At 69.7% G+C, this 17,435-nt stretch carries 17 protein-coding genes and 1 pseudogene; 10 read left to right on the forward strand and 8 right to left on the reverse strand.

What is annotated here, in order from left to right; all coding sequences use genetic code 11:
- The first annotated feature begins 287 nt into the window (after nt 1–287).
- The 3 genes from FVO59_RS07115 to FVO59_RS07125 all read left to right on the forward strand — a co-directional run bounded on the left by FVO59_RS07115 (nt 288) and on the right by FVO59_RS07125 (nt 4,090).
- Entirely contained in the window at nt 288–1,772 is a 1,485-nt protein-coding gene (locus FVO59_RS07115; protein WP_259363525.1) for a sugar ABC transporter ATP-binding protein, read from the forward strand.
- Nucleotides 1,769–2,800, forward strand: coding sequence for an ABC transporter permease (locus FVO59_RS07120; RefSeq protein ID WP_430736339.1), 1,032 nt, complete (start codon nt 1,769–1,771; stop codon nt 2,798–2,800). Before FVO59_RS07115 ends, FVO59_RS07120 begins: the two co-directional genes overlap by 4 nt.
- Nucleotides 2,801–2,911: 111 nt before the next feature.
- A complete protein-coding gene (locus FVO59_RS07125) occupies nt 2,912–4,090 on the forward strand; it encodes an ROK family transcriptional regulator (RefSeq protein WP_182256067.1) in 1,179 nt (392 codons plus the stop codon).
- A gap of 99 nt (nt 4,091–4,189) precedes the next feature.
- Here the strand turns inward: FVO59_RS07125 and FVO59_RS07130 are convergent, their stop codons facing one another.
- From FVO59_RS07130 to FVO59_RS07140, 3 genes and pseudogenes are all read right to left on the reverse strand, one after another.
- Nucleotides 4,190–5,209 carry a sugar phosphate isomerase/epimerase family protein gene (locus tag FVO59_RS07130; RefSeq protein WP_259363488.1) on the reverse strand — a complete coding sequence of 340 codons (1,020 nt, stop codon included), beginning with the start codon at nt 5,207–5,209 and terminating at the stop codon, nt 4,190–4,192.
- Between the two features lie 367 nt (nt 5,210–5,576).
- Nucleotides 5,577–6,853 (reverse strand): annotated as a pseudogene (gene purD / locus FVO59_RS07135) (phosphoribosylamine--glycine ligase).
- Between the two features lie 32 nt (nt 6,854–6,885).
- Nucleotides 6,886–7,566, reverse strand: coding sequence for an NUDIX hydrolase (locus tag FVO59_RS07140; RefSeq protein WP_182256069.1), 681 nt, complete (start codon nt 7,564–7,566; stop codon nt 6,886–6,888).
- A gap of 106 nt (nt 7,567–7,672) precedes the next feature.
- Between FVO59_RS07140 and FVO59_RS07145 the strand changes: the two genes are divergently transcribed.
- Together FVO59_RS07145 and FVO59_RS07150 are read left to right on the forward strand one after the other, a co-directional pair.
- Nucleotides 7,673–8,029 (forward strand): sterol carrier family protein, encoded by a 357-nt coding sequence (locus FVO59_RS07145; protein ID WP_182256071.1) that lies wholly within the window; start codon nt 7,673–7,675, stop codon nt 8,027–8,029.
- Between the two features lie 91 nt (nt 8,030–8,120).
- A complete protein-coding gene (locus FVO59_RS07150) occupies nt 8,121–8,447 on the forward strand; it encodes a potassium transporter Trk (protein ID WP_182256073.1) in 327 nt (108 codons plus the stop codon).
- Here FVO59_RS07150 and FVO59_RS07155 read toward each other — a convergent pair.
- Together FVO59_RS07155 and FVO59_RS07160 are read right to left on the reverse strand one after the other, a co-directional pair.
- A complete protein-coding gene (locus FVO59_RS07155) occupies nt 8,444–9,043 on the reverse strand; it encodes a zinc-binding alcohol dehydrogenase (protein ID WP_182256075.1) in 600 nt (199 codons plus the stop codon). The two genes, FVO59_RS07150 and FVO59_RS07155, sit on opposite strands and share 4 nt — an antisense overlap.
- Nucleotides 9,044–9,115: 72 nt before the next feature.
- Nucleotides 9,116–9,433 carry a hypothetical protein gene (locus FVO59_RS07160; RefSeq protein WP_182256077.1) on the reverse strand — a complete coding sequence of 106 codons (318 nt, stop codon included), beginning with the start codon at nt 9,431–9,433 and terminating at the stop codon, nt 9,116–9,118.
- 232 nt (nt 9,434–9,665) lie between these two features.
- Between FVO59_RS07160 and purM the strand changes: the two genes are divergently transcribed.
- From purM to FVO59_RS07175, 3 genes are read left to right on the forward strand one after another with little or no spacing between them, the layout of a single operon-like run.
- Nucleotides 9,666–10,781 carry a phosphoribosylformylglycinamidine cyclo-ligase gene (gene purM, locus FVO59_RS07165; RefSeq protein ID WP_182256079.1) on the forward strand — a complete coding sequence of 372 codons (1,116 nt, stop codon included), beginning with the start codon at nt 9,666–9,668 and terminating at the stop codon, nt 10,779–10,781.
- A gap of 5 nt (nt 10,782–10,786) precedes the next feature.
- Nucleotides 10,787–12,247: an amidophosphoribosyltransferase gene (gene purF, locus FVO59_RS07170; RefSeq protein ID WP_182256081.1), complete on the forward strand. Its 1,461-nt coding sequence runs from the start codon at nt 10,787–10,789 to the stop codon at nt 12,245–12,247.
- Nucleotides 12,244–13,575, forward strand: a complete 1,332-nt coding sequence (locus FVO59_RS07175; protein ID WP_259363489.1) for an MFS transporter — start codon at nt 12,244–12,246, stop codon at nt 13,573–13,575. Before purF ends, FVO59_RS07175 begins: the two co-directional genes overlap by 4 nt.
- Nucleotides 13,576–13,693: 118 nt before the next feature.
- On the opposite strand, the gene FVO59_RS07180 is transcribed toward FVO59_RS07175, so the two are convergent.
- Nucleotides 13,694–13,879: a DUF3073 domain-containing protein gene (locus FVO59_RS07180; protein ID WP_182256083.1), complete on the reverse strand. Its 186-nt coding sequence runs from the start codon at nt 13,877–13,879 to the stop codon at nt 13,694–13,696.
- A 153-nt stretch (nt 13,880–14,032) separates the two neighbouring features.
- On the opposite strand from FVO59_RS07180, the gene FVO59_RS07185 reads away from it, so the two are divergent.
- Nucleotides 14,033–14,575, forward strand: a complete 543-nt coding sequence (locus FVO59_RS07185) for a universal stress protein (RefSeq protein WP_182256085.1) — start codon at nt 14,033–14,035, stop codon at nt 14,573–14,575.
- Between the two features lie 68 nt (nt 14,576–14,643).
- A complete protein-coding gene (locus FVO59_RS07190) occupies nt 14,644–15,855 on the forward strand; it encodes an MFS transporter (protein ID WP_182256087.1) in 1,212 nt (403 codons plus the stop codon).
- 51 nt (nt 15,856–15,906) lie between these two features.
- Here the strand turns inward: FVO59_RS07190 and FVO59_RS07195 are convergent, their stop codons facing one another.
- Together FVO59_RS07195 and FVO59_RS07200 are read right to left on the reverse strand one after the other, a co-directional pair.
- A complete protein-coding gene (locus FVO59_RS07195) occupies nt 15,907–16,542 on the reverse strand; it encodes a PadR family transcriptional regulator (protein ID WP_182256089.1) in 636 nt (211 codons plus the stop codon).
- Nucleotides 16,539–17,378 carry a DUF4097 family beta strand repeat-containing protein gene (locus FVO59_RS07200; protein ID WP_182256091.1) on the reverse strand — a complete coding sequence of 280 codons (840 nt, stop codon included), beginning with the start codon at nt 17,376–17,378 and terminating at the stop codon, nt 16,539–16,541. The genes FVO59_RS07195 and FVO59_RS07200 overlap by 4 nt, the downstream gene beginning before the upstream one ends.
- Nucleotides 17,379–17,435 lie beyond the last annotated feature (57 nt).

Raw genomic sequence — 17,435 nt, forward strand, 5'->3', positions numbered from 1 at the left:
TGCAGTAGGTGCGGTGCGCGGCGGCCGGCGTCGTACAGATCCGGATGAGCACGTGCACTGTCAGGACCAACGTAACAGAAGTCAGTCGAGAACGTATGACTTTTGCATAACGAACGACAGAAGTGGTGTCGTCCCCTCTGATCTCCTGGCCTGCGGGCGATCGGCTCATCGGTTGCCGATCTCGCGCCGCGGGCGATCCGGCAGCCGATCCCATGCTGGCGTGCAGTGATCCGGCATGTTATGTTCCTCGTGTGATCGAAGATGACCAGTCACCGGCATTACTGCGGATGCACGGTGTGCAGAAGAGCTTCGTCGGCGTCCACGCCCTGAAGGGCGTCGATCTCGACGTGCGGGCCGGAGAGGTGCACTGCCTGCTCGGCCAGAACGGCGCAGGCAAGTCCACGCTCATCAAGACGCTGGCAGGCGTGCATCAGCCCGACGCGGGAGAGATCGTGTGGATGGGGGAGACCGTCGAGATCTCCGACCCGCAGACCGCCATCTCGCTCGGCATCGCGACGATGTATCAGGAGCTCGACGTCGTCGACGGCCTCACCGTCGCCGAGAACGTCTTCCTGGGCCACGAGTTCGAGCGCTTCGGCATCACCCGCCGACGTGAGCTGACCCGCGAGACGCAGCGACTGCTCGAGCGGCTCGGCCACGGGCGCATGTCGCCGCACGCCGAGGTCGGTTCGCTCAGCGCCGCAGAGAAGCAGATCGTCAGCATGGCGCGCGCACTCTCGCACGACACGAAGCTGATCATCATGGACGAGCCCTCCGCCGTGCTCGACAGCGAGGAGGTCCGCAATCTCTTCGCGGTGATCGGAGAGCTCACCTCCCAGGGCATCGCAGTGGTCTACATCACCCACCGCCTGGAGGAGATCCGCGCGATCGGCGACAGGATCACCGTGCTGAAGGACGGCTCGACGGTGGCCAACGACCTCTCGGCGAAGAACACGACCACGGTCGAGCTGATCCGCCACATGACCGGCCGCACGGTCGAGAACGTCTTCCCTCCGGCGACTCCGATCGCCGCCGACGCGCCCGTGCTGCTCGAGGTCGACGGCCTCGGACTCGATGGCGTGTTCGACGACGTGTCGTTCTCGGTTCGCGCCGGTGAGATCGTCGGCCTCGCCGGCCTCGTCGGGTCGGGACGCAGCGAGATCCTCGAGACCGTCTACGGAGCCCGTCGGGCGACAGCGGGCACCGTCGCCGTCGACGGCACTCGCATCCCTCGGGGGTCGGTCACCGCCGCTGTCTCGGCCGGAGTCGGGCTGAGCCCCGAGGAGCGCAAGTCCCAGGGCCTCGTGCTCGGCGAGCCGATCTTCAAGAACATCACGCTGTCATCGTTCGCTCGTCTCGCGAAGGCCGGCTGGCTCGACGAGAAGCGCGAGATCAGCATCGCCGACGATCAGATCGCCGCGCTCGACCTGCGCCCCGCCGATCCCGAGCGCCCCGCCGCCACGCTGTCCGGCGGCAACCAGCAGAAGATCCTGCTGGCCCGCTGGCTCGTGCACGGCAGTCGCGTGCTGCTGCTCGACGAGCCGACCCGCGGTGTCGACGTCGGTGCGCGCACCGAGATCTACGCCCTCATCCGTCGTCTCGCCGCGGCCGGCGACGCCGTCGTCGTGGTGTCGAGCGAGATCGAGGAGGTGCTCGGCCTCGCCGACACCGTGCTCGTGATCGGCGACGGCCGCGTGCTCGACACCCTTCCCGCATCCCAGATCGACGAGCACGGTGTGCTCGACCTCGTCATGAAAGGGGCAGCCGCGTGAGCGCCCAGCCTTCCGCCGCTGAGGCGGCACGACCCAACACCGACCCTCGCACCTCACCGCTGAGCCGTCTCATGGCCGGCTCGGTGGGCCGCAATCTCGGCTTGGTGCTCGCCCTCATCCTGCTCGTCATCGTGGGCGCGCTGACCTCGCCCAACTTCGCGAACTTCGACAACGCGCTGGTCATCCTGCGCCAGGCGTCGATCGTCGGTGTCGTGAGCATCGGCGCGACCTTCGTGATCATCGCCGGCGGCATCGACCTCTCGGTGGGAGCGGTGATGGCGCTGTCGTCGGTCGTCGCCTCGCTCGCCGCCGTGCAGACGGCTGCGAAGGGCAGTCACTGGATCGTGACCGTGCTCGTCGCCGTCGCCGTGGCGCTCGTCGCCGGCCTGATCAACGGCGTGGTCATCGCCTATGGCAAGGTCATCGCCTTCATGGCCACGCTCGCGATGCTGGTCGGCGCGCGTGGGCTGGCCGAGATCCTCGCGAACAACCGCACGCTGGTCATCTCCGACCGCGATTTCGTGAAGGCGCTCAACGCCGACATCCTCGGCATCGACATGCTCATCTGGATCTTCGTCGTCGTCGCCGTGCTCGGCTGGCTGCTGCTCAACCGGACGACCTTCGGGCGCCGCACCGTCGCCATCGGCGGCAACGCCGAGGCCGCACGCCTGGCCGGAATCAAGGTCAAGCGTCACACGATGTGGCTGTACGCGCTCGCCGGGCTCACCGTGGGCATCGGCGCGGTCATGATCATGGGCCGCACCACCGCCGGCACCTCGACGCACGGGACGCTGCTCGAGCTCGACGTGATCGCCGCCGTCGTCGTCGGAGGAACGCTGCTGATCGGCGGCCGTGGCACCATCGTCGGCACCGTGCTGGGCGTGCTCATCTTCGCCACGCTCACGAACGTGTTCGTGCAGAACAACCTCAGCTCGTCGATGCAGTCGGTCACGAAGGGCGTGATCATCGTGATCGCCGTGCTGCTTCAGCAGCGCTTCGCCGTCAAGCGCGTGGGACGCTCGACCTGAGCCCCCGGATCTGGGCGCGGCCGGCGGGCCGCGTAGACTTCGCCTACTGAGGTCAGTGCCGCCGATCGCCCTGGTGGCGCGTCGGACCGACCGCGAGACACAGGGAGATGAATGGGTTCGAATGTGAGTTCGGTCGGCGTCGGCGAACTCTTCCAGCTGCTGCGCGACGGGATGCCGCGTACGCGGGCCCAGTTGGCGAAGGCCACGGGGCTGGCGCGTTCGACGGTCGCGGCCCGCGTCGATGAGCTCATGCAGGCGGGACTGATCACCGCCGTGGCCGACGCCACCTCGACCGGAGGGCGCCCGCCGTCGCAGTTCGCGCTGAACCCCGCGGCGAAAGTGGTGCTGGCCGTCGACATCGGCGCATCGCACACCACGGTGGCCGTATCCGACCTGACGGGCGGCATCCTCTCGGAGCGCACCGGTCAGATCGAGGTCGCGCAGGGGCCCGAGGCCGTGCTCACCTGGGTGTCGGAGACGGCCCTCGCGCTGATGAGCGAATCGGGACTGGGCAAAGACCGCATCGCAGCGGTCGGCATGGGAGTGCCTGGGCCGGTCGAGTACCCGGCAGGTCGTCCGACCAACCCGCCGATCATGCCGGGGTGGGACCGTTTCGACGTGCCCGGATGGGTGCAGCAGCACCTGCAGGTGCCCGTGCTCGTCGACAACGACGTGAACATCTCCGCGCTCGGCGAGCGCTCGGTGGCCTGGCCGAAGGCCGATCACCTCATCTTCGTGAAGGTCGCCACAGGCATCGGTGCGGGCATCGTGTCGGACGGGCGACTGCTGCGGGGTGCGCAGGGCATCGCCGGCGACATCGGCCACGTGCGCGTGGCGAGAGGGTCGGACGTGCCCTGCCAGTGCGGCAATCGCGGATGCCTCGAAGCCCTGGCATCCGGTCCGGCGATCGCCCGTGCGCTGACGGCGCTGGGGGTGCCGGCTCGTTCCGGCGCCGATGTCGTCGAGCTGGTCAAGGCAGGCAATCTCGAGGCGATTCAGGCCGTGCGGCAGGCAGGACGCGATATCGGCGAGGTGCTCACTGCGTCGGTGAGCCTCTTGAATCCGTCGGTCATCTCGATCGGCGGAGCGATGGCCCGCGTCGGTGAGCACCTCATCGCGGGCGTGCGCGAGGTCGTCTACACGCGCTCGACACCGCTGGCGACCGAGCATCTCACCATCGCCCCTGCCGCGACCGCCGGCCGCGCCGCGGTGATCGGCGCGAGCATGCTCGCGGTCGAGCACGCTCTCTCGCCCGCGATCCTTCCCCAGAGCTTCTCGCTCAACGGCTGACCGGGATGGCCGCTCTCAGTGGCCGCTATCCCGTCGAAAGAAGGAGCGGATGCCCCGATCCGGGCATCCGCTCCTTCGTCGCGAGATCATGCGATCCGATCAGCGACCGCTCGCGTCACCGCCCCGCAGGCCCTCGATGCCGCGATAGCTGCGTGCGGCATTGCCGAGCGAGTCGAGGGGGTTGGGCGCAACGGCCGTCGTCGCGGCGTTGTCCTGCTCGTACATGCCCCAGCGCTGCCCGCGGTTGCGCAGCGGAGCAAGGAACGACTGGTAGTCGATGTCGCCGGCGCCGAACTCGATGATGTCGTAGCCGTTGCCGCTCTCTGGGTTCAGCTTGCCGTCCTTGAGGTGCAGCAGCGGGAAGCGGTCGGGGTCGCGCAGCACGTAGTCGATCGGCGAGAACCCGGGGCTCAGGTGCTGGCCGACGTGCGCCCAGAAGACATCCATCTCGAACGCGACCAGAGCGGGGTCGAACTCGTCCCAGAGCAGGTCGTACACTCGTCGGGTCGGGTCGTCGGAGGTGAAGCCGAACTCTCCGGCGTGGTTGTGGGCGTAGAGCCGGATGCCCGATGCGGCCGCCTTCGCGCCCATCTCGTTCCATGTCTGCGCCGCCGTCGTCCACCCCGAGACGGTGTTGGTGCGGGTGATGGGGCCGCCCTGACCGAGGAACTGCGTGCCCAGCTGGTGGGCGATCTCGATCTGCTGGTCGATGTTCGCCGGCGTGAGGTTGACGTGCGATCCCGTCGCCCGCAGTCCGTTGTCATCGAGCAGACGGCGGATCTCGGCGATGGTGATCGGGCCGACGTTGCCCTGCGTGTAGCCGGCGAACTCGACATCCGAGAAGCCGATCTCGGCGAGCTCCTCGAAGACGGCGCGGAAGCCGACCGATGCGACCTTGTCGCGCACGGTGAACAGCTGGATGCCGATGCGGCTCTTGGGCACGAGGCGGGCCCCCTTGCCGTCTGCGGCATGTGCCGGGGGCGCGGCGGTCGCTGCCGAGGCGCCGAATGCCGCGCCTCCGAGGCTGACGGCGACCGACGACGCGGCCAGGGCCTTGAGCATCGTCCGGCGGCTCATCGGCTTCGGCGAGATCGTGGGGTGAGCGTGATCGTGGTGCATTGCGTGTCCTTTTCTGAGGGGAGGACGGCTCGCGCCGAGGCTCGACTGCGCCGTCGGGCCTGTCCCTCAGCATAGGGATCTTTTACCGAAGGTCAAGCAAAAGATGCTTAACAGTCGTTAACTACTGGTTTATGAAGCTGTCGCTAATGTGTCACGGCCGATGCGCCACGGTGCCCCACGCCCGTGCTCCGGATAGGGACGCGCGCGTGCATCCGGGCGCGGGTGCCACACGGATGTCGGCGCGATGCACGCATGTCGGCAGGAACGGGCTGTTCCCGCCGACATGCGTGAATGCTGCCGACATCCGTCCGGGCGGATGCGACGGATGAAGGCGGATGCGGATGCCGGCGGATGCGACTCCGCGAACCTACTCGGCGACGCGGGCGGCGATGTCGTGGCGGTAGTGCGCGCCGTCGAGCGAGATGCGGCCGATCGCCTCGTAGGCGCGGGCACGGGCATCCGCGAAGTCGGATCCGGTGGCGACGACGTTCAGCACCCGCCCGCCGGTCGCGATGAGCGACCCGCCGGGGGCATCCGGAGCGCCGGTCGCCGCGTGCACGATCGAGACGCCGTCGACGGATGCCGCATCCGCCAGCCCCTCGATCATGCGGCCGGTCTGCGGGGACTCGGGATACCCCTCGCTCGCCAGCACCACGGTGATCGCGACCTCGTCGGAGAACTCGGGCTGCGGCTCGTCCTCGAGGGTGCCCGACGCGGCGGCGAGCAGCAGACGAGACAGCGGTGTGCGCAGGCGCGGCAGCACGACCTGGGTCTCGGGGTCGCCGAAGCGGGCGTTGAACTCGATCACCCGCACGCCGGCCGGGGTGAGGATGAGGCCGGCGTAGAGCAGGCCGATGAACGGCGTGCCCTCGGCATCGAGCTGACGCACGACGGGCACGGCGACCGTCTCGGTCACCTCGGCGACGAACGCCTCGACGCTGCCGAAGCCGTCGGAGAGCCAGGGCAGGGGGAGTACGCGCCCATGCCGCCGGTGTTCGGTCCGCCGTCGCCGTCGAGCGCCCGCTTGAAGTCCTGCGCCGGGCTGAGGGCGCGCACGGTGTCGCCGTCGCTGAGGAAGAAGAGCGACACCTCGGGACCGGTGAGGAACTCTTCGACGAGCACCGGGCCAGATGGCAGGTAGTGCTCGGCGTGCGCCAGAGCCTCGGCCCGGTCGGCGGTCACGATGACGCCCTTGCCCGCAGCGAGGCCGTCGGCCTTCACGACGTGAGGGGCGCCGAGGTCGTCGAACGCCGACTCGACCTCGGCGACCGTGGCCGCGCGCACCGCGCGCCCGGTGGGCACGCCTGCGGCATCCATGATCCGCTTCGCGAACGCCTTCGAGCCCTCCAGCTGCGCTGCGGCGCGGCCGGGGCCGAAGACCGGGATGCCCCGCTCGCGCAGCACGTCGGCGACGCCGGCGACGAGGGGTGCCTCGGGGCCGACGACCACGAGGTCGATGCCGTGCTCGTTCGCGAAGCCGGCGACGGCGGCGCCGTCGAGCTGATCCAGGTCGACCAGCGTCGCATCCTGCGCGATACCGGCGTTGCCGGGTGCGGCGAAGATCTCGTGATCGGTCTGCTCCGATCGCAGGGAGAGGATGATCGCGTGCTCGCGCGCGCCCGAGCCGAGGACGAGGATCTTCATGCCGCCAGCCTACCGGCGCGGCATCGAGGCGATCAGATCGTGACGGGGCGCTCGATGCTGCGGTCCCATGGCTGCGCCCAGCCGGTCGCGTCGAAGAGAGCGCTCAGGATGCCTGCGGTGAAGCCCCACACGAGCGTGCCGTCGATGTCGAACGCGGGACCGCGGTAGGTCAGGCCGTCGCGGGTCAGCGTCGAGGTGTGCCGGTTGGCGGGATCGACGAGCTGCGCGACCGGCACGCGGAACACGTCGACGGTCTCTGCGTGGTCGACCGCCGCGACACGCGACGGCGTGCGCCACCAGCCGAGCACGGGAGTGACCAGATGGTTGCTCGCCGCGAGGGGCAGCTCGGGCAGCGTCGCCAGGATCTCGACTCCCGACGGGTCGAGCCCTGTCTCCTCCCGCGCCTCACGCAGCGCGGTGTCGACCGCGTCCTTGTCGCCGGGGTCGCGTCTCCCGCCGGGGAACGCCACCTGGCCCGGGTGCGACGAGAGGGTCGCGGCGCGCCGCTGCAGCAGCACGTCGAGGTCGGCGGACACGGTCTCGGCATCGGTGCGGGCGGGGATGCTGTCGAGCCGGCCGAACAGGATGAGCACCGATGCGGCAGCGGGTTCGTTCACGGGCTGCGGGAATGGAGGCATCCAGGTGCGGCCGTCGCGGGCGGCCGCGATCAGCTCGGCGCGGGCGCCGCGCATCTCTTCAGCAGGACCAGTCATCGGATCCGAGCCTATGCCGCCCCGCGCGCGGAGTTCCCATCTCCGGACGTTCACGGCTCTGAGCGGAAGGGAAGAGGGAGAGGGAGGGGGCGCGTAGCCTGGAGGTATGGCGGCGCGCAGGATCGACGTGGGGGCGGGGCGCGATGCGCTCGCGGCGGTCGCCGCGGGCGGCGCGGCACGGACGGCGACCGCCACTGCCGTGCGCTATCTGCTGCAGCTGCTCGACGAGAAGGCGCCGGGCAACAGCGTCGAGGTGCGCGTGCCTCCGTTCGGCGCCGTGCAGGTCGTGCAGGGGCCGAGGCACACCCGCGGCACGCCTCCGAACGTGGTGGAGATGGAGGCTGCGACCTGGATCGCCCTGGCGACCGGTGCCGAGCAATGGGCGGATGCTGTCGCAGCCGGCCGCGTCATGGCATCCGGAACCAGGGCCGACCTCTCCGACCTTCTCCCCCTTCGCCCCTGATCCCGATCCCCGCTACCGTCGCCTGCCGTCGACAGGGCGGCCGCCCACGCGTAGGCGCCCGCGCATAGACGGGGCGTGGGAGAATGGGAGCATGTCCCGCACACCCAGCCACTCCACGGTCGAAGCGAAGATCCGCCCCGTGCCGCGCTACGGCGTGTTCATGGTGACGGGCGCCGTGGTGGGCGTCATCGTGGCGGGCATCCTGACGCTGCTCGGCTCATACGAGCCCTCCGACGTGCTCGGGGTCGTCTACCCGCCCGGGCAGGTGTTCGGCTTCGCACTGCTGTGGACGGTGCCGATCGGGGTGGCGCTCGGCGGCATCATCGCCGTGGGACTCGATCGTGCGGCCCGCAAGCACGCCAGGGTCGTGCGCGTCGAGCACGAGGTCGTCGTCGAGAACGACGACGACCAGGCCTAGGCCAGCTCGGCGATCACCGGACGCATCGCCGCATCGAAGGCGACCACGTCGCGCCGCAGTCCGTCGGTCACGGCGACGCTGAGCGCGCCGATCCACCAGATGCCGCGCTGGGTGAACGGCAGCACCTGCACGTTCAGCTCGAACGAGTGCGCGCGGCGCCCGATCTCGCGCTCGAACTCGGCGATCGCGCTGGCGTACGCGCGGTACGCCCCGCCCGAGGAGCTGACCGAGTCGACGTATCTGTTGTGCGCACGCTGGGCATAGTGCAGCACGGCGTCCGCGTGCGGCACGATGGCATCGCGCAGCTCCTCGGCGCCCGTGGTCGGCAGAGCGATGAGAGTGTCGAACCCCTCGACGAGATCGAGCGGCACCTCCGAGCGGTGCGCACGCGGCTCGACGGTCATGTCCCAGTAGTCGCGCCACTGCTTCTCGAGCGCGTCATCGACCTCGGTCGCGTCGGGGCGACGCACGTCGAGCCCGCGCAGCGCCGGCAGATCCTCCGGAGCCCGGATGCCGAGCAGCTGCCGCAGGGCGAGCGCGACGAGCACCGAGGTGCCGGCGTCCTCGCGGATCAGCCACTGCGGCTTGTCGACCATGGCCCCATCGTATGGTCAACAGCCCGCCGACGGCACTGATGCTGACGGTGCAGACGGGGGAGCGTGCGACGGTCAGCGTCGGCGCGCGAGGATGCGGCGGCGCAGACGCTCGCGGCTGCGCGAAGGCGGCCGCGTGGCATCCACCAGCGCCTGCCGAGCGGCGGCGAGGCTGGGGTAGCTGCCGATGCGGCGGCTGTGGCTGTCGTGCACCACGTGAGCGGTGTCGTCGACGGTCACGAAGCCGGCGAACTCGCCTCGGCTGGTCGCGACGAAGACGTCGTCATCGGCCTGGCGCCAGGCCAGCTCCACCGGTTCGGTGTCGGCTGCGTGGTCGTGGTCGTGATCGTGGATGGGCGCGCCGGAGCGCGCTGAAGTGCTGGTACTGCTCATGATCTCTGGTCTGTCTGCGGGCGGCATGCTGCCGCCTGTGGTTCGGCCGGGGCGCCGTGACCCGCATCGGTGCGGATCGGCCACTCATGCCCGGCCGGAATGTGTGCGCTGCGCCGGTGAGATACGGCGGAACTTCGCGCAACCGCCCATACTAGCACAGGGTGTCGAGAGCTGCCGCGAGAGCACCGAGACGCGGGGTCGATGCAGCCGCGCGGGCCGGTAGGCTTGACGTGTGGCAGACACCCCCACCAATCCCTATGCCCAGGCCGGCGTCGACACCGCTGCAGGCGATCTCGCCGTCGAACTCATGAAGGCCTCCGTGCGCGCGACGCATGGACCCGAGGTGATCGGGGGCGTAGGCGGCTTCGCCGGCATGTTCGACGCCAGCGCGCTGCTCGGCTACACGCGTCCGCTGCTCGCCAGCAGCACCGACGGGGTCGGCACGAAGGTCGCGATCGCGCAGGCCATCGACAAGCACGACACGATCGGGCAGGACCTGGTCGGCATGGTCGTCGACGACATCGTCGTGGTCGGCGCCAAGCCGCTGTTCATGACCGACTACATCGCCTGCGGCAAGGTCGTGCCGGAGCGCATCGCCGACATCGTGCGCGGCATCGCCGAGGCCTGCTCGGCCACCGGCACCGCGCTGGTCGGCGGTGAGACCGCAGAGCACCCGGGTCTGCTCGGCCCGCGCGACTACGACGTCGCGGGTGCCGCGACGGGAGTCGTCGAGGCGGATGCCCTGCTCGGCGCGCACCTGGTTCAGGACGGCGACGCCGTGATCGCGCTCGGATCGAGCGGTCTGCACTCCAACGGCTACTCGCTCGTGCGCCACATCGTCGCCAACGCCGGCATCGGCTACGGCGACAACGCGACAGATTTCGGCACCACCTGGGGCGAGGCGCTGCTCGAGCCGACTCGCCTGTACACGACCCCGCTGCTGAGGCTCATCGAAGCCCTCCCCGGGGCCGTGCACTCGCTGAGCCACGTGACCGGCGGCGGCATCGCCGCCAACCTCGCCCGCGTGCTGCCGCAGGGCAGCTGGGCCGAGGTCGACCGGTCGACATGGACGCCCAGTCCCGTCTTCCGTGTGCTGGCCGACATCGCGAGCACGCCGATCGTCGACACCGAGGGCACCTGGAACCTCGGCATCGGCTTCCTCGCGGTGGTGGCGGCGGAGCAGAAGGACGCCGCGATCGCCGCGATCGGCGCGCAGGGCATCGCCGCATGGCAGGTCGCCACGGTGCACACCGGTGCACGTCCGGACGGCGAATTCGAAGAGGGCGCCAAGGGCGTCGACGGCGGGGCAGTGCGCCTGGTCGGCGCATACGCGGACGGAGCGAAGTAACACCCATGTGCGGCATCGTCGGAATGGTCGGCAACGGACCGGTCAACCAGGATATCTACGACGCCCTGCTGCTGCTGCAGCATCGCGGGCAGGATGCCACGGGCATCGCCACGGCAGAGCCGAACGGCGTCATGCACATGGCGAAGGCCGAGGGCATGGTGCGCGAGGCCTTCCGCACGCGCGACATGCGAGCACTGCTCGGCAAGATCGGCCTCGGACACGTGCGCTACGCGACCAAGGGCACAGCCTCGAACGAGGAGGAGATGCAGCCGTTCTACGTGAACGCGCCCTACGGCATCGTCCTCGTGCACAACGGCAACCTCACCAACACCCGCGAGCTGACCGCCGATATGGCCAACCGCGACCGCAGGCACCTGAACTCGTCGAGCGACACAGAGCTGCTGCTCAACGTCCTCGCGGGTGAGCTGCAGGCATCCACCTCGAGCGTCGATCTCGACGCCGACCGCATCTTCGACGCCGTCGCGCGCACGCACAACCGCATCGAGGGCGCCTACGCGGTGATCTCGATCATCGCCGGACACGGCCTTCTCGCGTTCCGCGACCCGTTCGGCATCCGCCCGCTGATCCTCGGCCGCCGTGCGGCCGCCGAGGGGCACGACGAGTGGGTCGTGACCAGCGAGTCGCTCGTGCTCGAGAACGCCGACTACGAGGTCGTCCGCGAGGTCGAGCCGGGCGAGGCGGTCTTCATCACGAACGAGGGCGAGCTGTTCTCGCGCCAGTGCGCCGAGAACCCGCAGCTCGTCCCGTGCGCGTTCGAGTACGTGTACCTCGCACGCCCCGACTCGGTGATGAACGGCGTCTCGGTGTACGAGTCGCGCCTGCGGATGGGCGATCGCCTCGCCGACACCATCGCGAAGCATGTGCCGCTCGACGAGATCGACGTGGTCATGCCGATCCCCGACTCGTCGCGTCCGTCTGCCATGCAGGTGGCGCGCAAGCTGGGCAAGGAGTACCGCGAGGGCTTCTACAAGAACCGCTACGTCGGCCGCACGTTCATCATGCCGGGGCAGGCCGTGCGCAAGAAGAGCGTGCGCCAGAAGCTCAACGCGATGTCGGCGGAGTTCCGCGGCAAGAACGTGCTGCTCATCGACGACTCGATCGTGCGGGGCACGACGAGCAAGCAGATCATCCAGATGGCCAGGGACGCCGGTGCGAAGTCGGTGATCTTCGCCTCGGCCGCCCCGCCTGTGCGGCACCCGCACGTGTACGGCATCAACATGCCCTCCCGGCACGAGCTCATCGCTCACGACCGCACCATCCCCGAGATCGCTGCGGAGCTGGGCTGCGACCGGATCGTGTACCAGGAGGTCGACGACCTCAAGGCGGCGATCATCGAGGGCACCGAGCTCACCGACCTCGACATGAGCTGCTTCGACGGACGTTACGTCACGGGCACCGTCACGCCCGAGTACCTCGCCTGGGTCGAGCAGTCGCAGTCGTCGTGAGCGCCTCGGCGCAGCCGCGGTGGCGCGGTCGGATGCTGGCGGTGCTCGGCATCCTGCTCTGCGCCTTCTCGCTGCGCTCGGCCGTCGCCTCGCTCTCTCCCGTCGTAGACCTGATCGGCGAGGACTTCGCGGTCCCGCCGGCGGTGCTCGGCGTGATCGGCACTCTGCCCCCGGCGTGCTTCGCGGTCTTCGGCATCCTGACCCCGATGCTCGAGCGCAGGCTCGGCATCGAGCGCCTGACCGTGATCGCCCTGAGCGCGATCACCGTCGGACTGGTCGGCCGCGGCTTCGCCGTCGACTCGATCGGGCTGCTGTTGGGCACGGCGGTGATCTTCGCCGGCGTGGGCATGGCGAACATCCTGCTGCCGCCGCTCGTGAAGAAGTACTTCGCCGACCGCATCGGCGTGATGATGACGGTCTACACCACGACGATGGCGTTCTCGACCTTCGTGCCGCCGCTGGTCGCCGTGCCCGTGGCGGATGCCCTCGGCTGGCGATTCTCGATGGCGATGTGGGCGGCCTTCGCGTTCGCCGGCGTCGTCCCGTGGCTGGTGATGCTGCTCCGACCAGCGCCCGGCGGCGGTTCGGCTCCGGCTCCGCGTTCCGGGGCGTCGGATGCAGCGGGGGTGCGCGTCGGGCATGGGCCGGAGGGTGCACCGGACGAGCCGGTGTTCGCCGCGACCGGTCCGATCGCCACCGCGCCCACCAACCGCCGCCTGTTCGCGCGGCTCGCTCGGATTCCGCTGGTGTGGGCGCTCGCGTTGACCTTCGGCACGTCGTCGACGATGGCGTACGTCTCGTTCGCGTGGCTGCCGTCGATCCTGATCGACACCGCCGGCGTGGATGCCGCGACGGCCGGGTTCCTGCTGTCGCTGTGGGCGTTCATCGGCCTGCCCGCCGGGCTGCTCGTGCCGGTTCTGGTCGTGCGATTCCAGGCGACGCGGCCTCTGTTCATCGTCGGGACCGTCGGCGCGCTGACCGGTCTGCTGGGGCTGCTCCTGTTCCCCGTGCCCGAGCTGCTCTGGCTGTGGATGACCCTCTTCGGCCTGGTCGGGGTGTCGTTCCCGCTGGCCCTGGTCCTGATCAGCATCCGCTCGCGCACACCCGAGAACGCTGTGCTGCTGTCGAGCTTCGTGCAGAGCGCCGGTTATGTGCTCGCCGCGGTCTTCCCGGTGCTGATAGGGATACTGCATGACGCCACCGGCGGCTGGACCGTGCCGATCATCGCTGTCGCCGCCGTGCTCGTGCTGACCTTCCCCGCCGGCATGATCGCCGGTCGTCGGGTCACCGTCGAAGACGAGTGGGAGCGCAGGCACGGTCGCTGGTGAGCGGGGTCACCCCTCGCCGTGAGGCGCCCGGTCCGACGACGAAAACCCTGGTCGACGCGGCGGATGCCGGTCGCCAGGGTGTCTGCCCTTCGACGGACTCAGGGCGCGGAGGGAAGAATCAGGCTCGCTCGAGCTCGTCCTCGTCTTCGTCCTCGTACAGGTCGGCCCACTTGTCGACGTACTGGTCGTCTGACGCCGGGTGTCCGAGCTCACTCTCCAGTGCGGAGAAGTTCACGTCGGGACTGTACGACTTGAGTTCGCGGGCGATCTTGGTGTGCTTCGCCTTCTGACGGCCACGGCCCATGCGCGAGACCCCCTTTTACGAGTTCAGCAGCGGGCTTGTGCAGGGCCCGATGATATTCACGGCACCGGCGCGAAGCCGGTAAGAGTAGCATTCAGGATAGCACGCACGCCAGAGCATCCGGCCGTCCTGCGGCCGCCCTGCGGAAGGATCGACATGACGGATTCCACGCCAAGAGCAGCTGATGAAGCGGCACAGAACGCGGCCCTGCAGAAAGCAGTCATCGTCGGCCTCCAGCCGGGCCAGCCGCCGCACGTCCTCGATGAGGCGCTGCGCTACGCGCGACTGCTGAGCGCGCCCCTCGTCGTCGTGCACGTCGACGTGACCCGCTTCGTCACCTACGAGGACCCGGACGGCTACGTGCACTCGGCGCCCATCGACCTGAACCTCGACGCGGGCGCAGCCGAGTTCGAAGACGTGCAGCGCGCGGCCGAGCAGGCTCTCGCCGAGGTCGACGTGCCGTGGACGGCACGTCAGCTCGTCGGCGACCCGGCGCTGGCGATCAAGCAGCTGGCCGAGAAGCTCGACGCGCAGCTGATCGTCGTCGGCACGCGCAAGCGCGGCATCGGCGAGTCGATCCGCGAGTTCTTCACCGGGTCGGTCGCGGCCCGCCTCGCCCACCGGCAGCACCGCTCGGTGCTCGTCGTGCCGCAGGGCGATTCGGTGCCCGATGATCAGAAGGACATCTGGACGGAGTAGACGCGCTGCAGCGCTCCGGCAGCCGGAACGGATTCGCGGACAGCGCCGCGGGCGACTTCAATGGACAGGTGAACCTGTCCACCCGTCGCACCTTCGCGCTCATGCTGGTCGCGCTGCTGCTGCTCGCGGTCAACCTGCGCCTCGCCGTGACGACGGCATCGGTGCTGCTGCCCCTTCTGATCGACGAGGGTGCGCTGACGCCGCGGGCCGCGATCCTCATTCCGGCGCTGCCGACCGCCATGTTCGCGGTGGGTGGCGTGTTCACGCCGTGGCTGAGCCGGCGCATCGGCGCGGTCGCCGCGGTCACGTGGGCGATGGCGGCGGTCGCGGTCGGGATGCTGGTGCGCTTCGCTCCTCATTCCGCGGCGATCGTCGGCGGCACGGTGCTCGCGACGGCCGGGATCGCGGTCGTCAACGTCATGCTGCCTGCGCTCGTGCGCGCAACCAGCGGCAGCCGGATCCGGTCGGTGACGACCGCGTACACGACCGTCCTCTCCGCTTCGGCGGCGATCGGCGCGTCGGCGGGAGTGCCTGTCGCGCATGTGTTCGGCTCGGCGTCCGTGGGGCTCGGCTCGTGGGCGGTGTTCGCCCTGCTCGCGCTCGTCGTCTGGGTGGTCGCCGCACGTGGTCACGACATCGACGGCGCTCTCGCGGCCCCCGTCTCGCAGGTGCGCACTCCGCTGCCGCAGGGCACGTGGGCGCTCACCGTCTTCTTCGCGCTGCAGGCGCTGCTGGCGTTCGTGATCATGGGATGGCTGCCGACGATCGCGGTCGAGACGGGGATCAGTCCCGCGCGGGCCGGCGTGCTGCTCGGGATCGTGATCGTGGTCAGCATCCCGGCCGGGATCGTCGCGGTGAGCATGGCGCACACGCTGCGCGGCGTGCGCATCGGCGTCGTCGCCGTCTCGCTGGGCACCGCCGTCGGCATGCTGGGGCTGTGGCTCGCGCCCTCGGCCGCTCCCGAGCTGTGGGCTGTGCTGATGGGCGTCGGCATGGCCGCCTTCCCCCTGACCCTCGCGCTGATCGCGCGAGCGGGCAGCGGTGCCGCGGAGGCGACGCGGGTGTCGGGTGTGGCGCAGGGCGTGGGCTACGCGATCTCGACGGTCGGACCGCTCGGTGCAGGAGCCTGGTACAGCTCGGGCGGCGAGTGGGCGCCGGTGCTGGTGGTCATGATCGCCGGTGCCGTGCTGCAGGGCCTGATCGGGTTGATTCTGGCATCCGCCCCCAGGGCGCCGAAGGACGGGCCGGAGTCGCGCGGAACGACCGTCGATCCGGCCTGACATGACGACGCCCCCTCCCGATCCGTCGGGAGAGGGCGTCGTGAGCGGGTGCTACTGCTCCGTCGACAGAGTGCTGAGCGCGCGGGTGACGGCGCGCGACGCCTCGTCCATCGCGTGCTCGAGCTCGGTGACGACGGATGCCGGAAGCGAGCCTCCGCGGGCGACATGCGTGCGCAGGTCGGTGCGAACCTGGGCACGGAATGCGTTGATCGAGGCATCCGCCCGCTGCAGGTGCTCGCGGCTGGTGACCCGGTCATCGCTCATCCCGTCGAAGCGCGGGCGAGACTTCGCCGCGCGATGCTCTTCGTGGGCGGCAGTGGCGAGGTCGGCGCGAAGGCTGCGCATCGCGTCCTGCACGCTCTGGCGCACCTCGTTGGCGATCAGCCGCACCGAGTCGGCGAGACCCTGCTCGATGCCGGCGAGGTCGCCCTCGCGAGCGGCCAGCTCGGCGCGTCCTGCATCGGTGATCGCGTAGATCGTGGTGCGGCCGTCGACGGTCTTGGAGACCAGGCCCTCCTCCTCGAGCTTCGCGAGCCGCGGATAGATCGTTCCGGCGCTGGGCGTGTACGTTCCGCCCGTGCGGTCGGTGAGCGCCTGGATGATGCCGTAGCCGTGCTGCGGCGCCTCGTCGAGCAGCGACAGCAGGTACAGGCGCAGATCGCCGTGCGAGAAGACCGCGGGGCTCATGATTCCCACTCCGCGTCGTCGGCGACCGACACCTGCGGGCGACGAAGCACCGTGACCCCGCCCGAGACCGAGTTGGCCCGCACGTCGACGAAGCTGCCGGCGAGTTCGCCGATCTGCCCTGTGTAGCTGCTGGGGCCGCCGCTGGAGCGCTCGACGCCGTCGACCGTCAGTCGACCGCTCATGCTGCGCAGCACGTAGTTGGCAGGCAGGGTCTCGTCGAGACGCACGGTCATCCCGCCCGAGACGGTGTTGAGGTTGATCGTGTTGATGTCGCCGACCGCGTCGACGAGGATCGACCCCGAGACCGTGTCGACGGTCGCCTTGCGCAGGCTGCCGGTCACCGCGACGTCTCCGGAGACGCTGTTCGCGTTGATCGAGCCGGTGAGGGCCCGCACCTGCACATCGCCCGAGACGGAGTTGGCCGTCAGATCGCCGCTGATGCCGTCGGCGATGAGGTCTCCCGAGACGGTGTTGAGCTTGGCGTCGTTGCGGATGCCCGAGACGAGCGCTCCTGCACTGACGACGCCGAGCGTGAGGGCGATGGCGCGCGGTACGGCGATGCTGACCTCGGCCTTGGGGCCGCCTGCGCCGAAGTTGCGGAACACGTCGAGGAAGTTGTCCCACCCGATCTGCGGGTGGTCGATCTCGACCTGGGTGCCGTCGGATTCGATGCGCAGGTCCTTGACGGTCACCCCGTGCACCTCGATGCGGATGCCCGGTTCGTCGTGCGCGATCACATCGACCTGGCCGCCGACGAGCCCGACCTTGAGGCGGGAGGCGGAGTCGATGTCGATGACGCGTTCCTCGCCGGGGGCGATGAGCCACTTCTCGGTCATGTCGTTTCTCCTTGGTGAGTCGATATCAAGATATATCGCGTTGGACTCACTGTAACA

The organism is Microbacterium esteraromaticum (assembly GCF_014084045.1).
GTDB classification, from domain to species: domain Bacteria; phylum Actinomycetota; class Actinomycetes; order Actinomycetales; family Microbacteriaceae; genus Microbacterium; species Microbacterium esteraromaticum_D.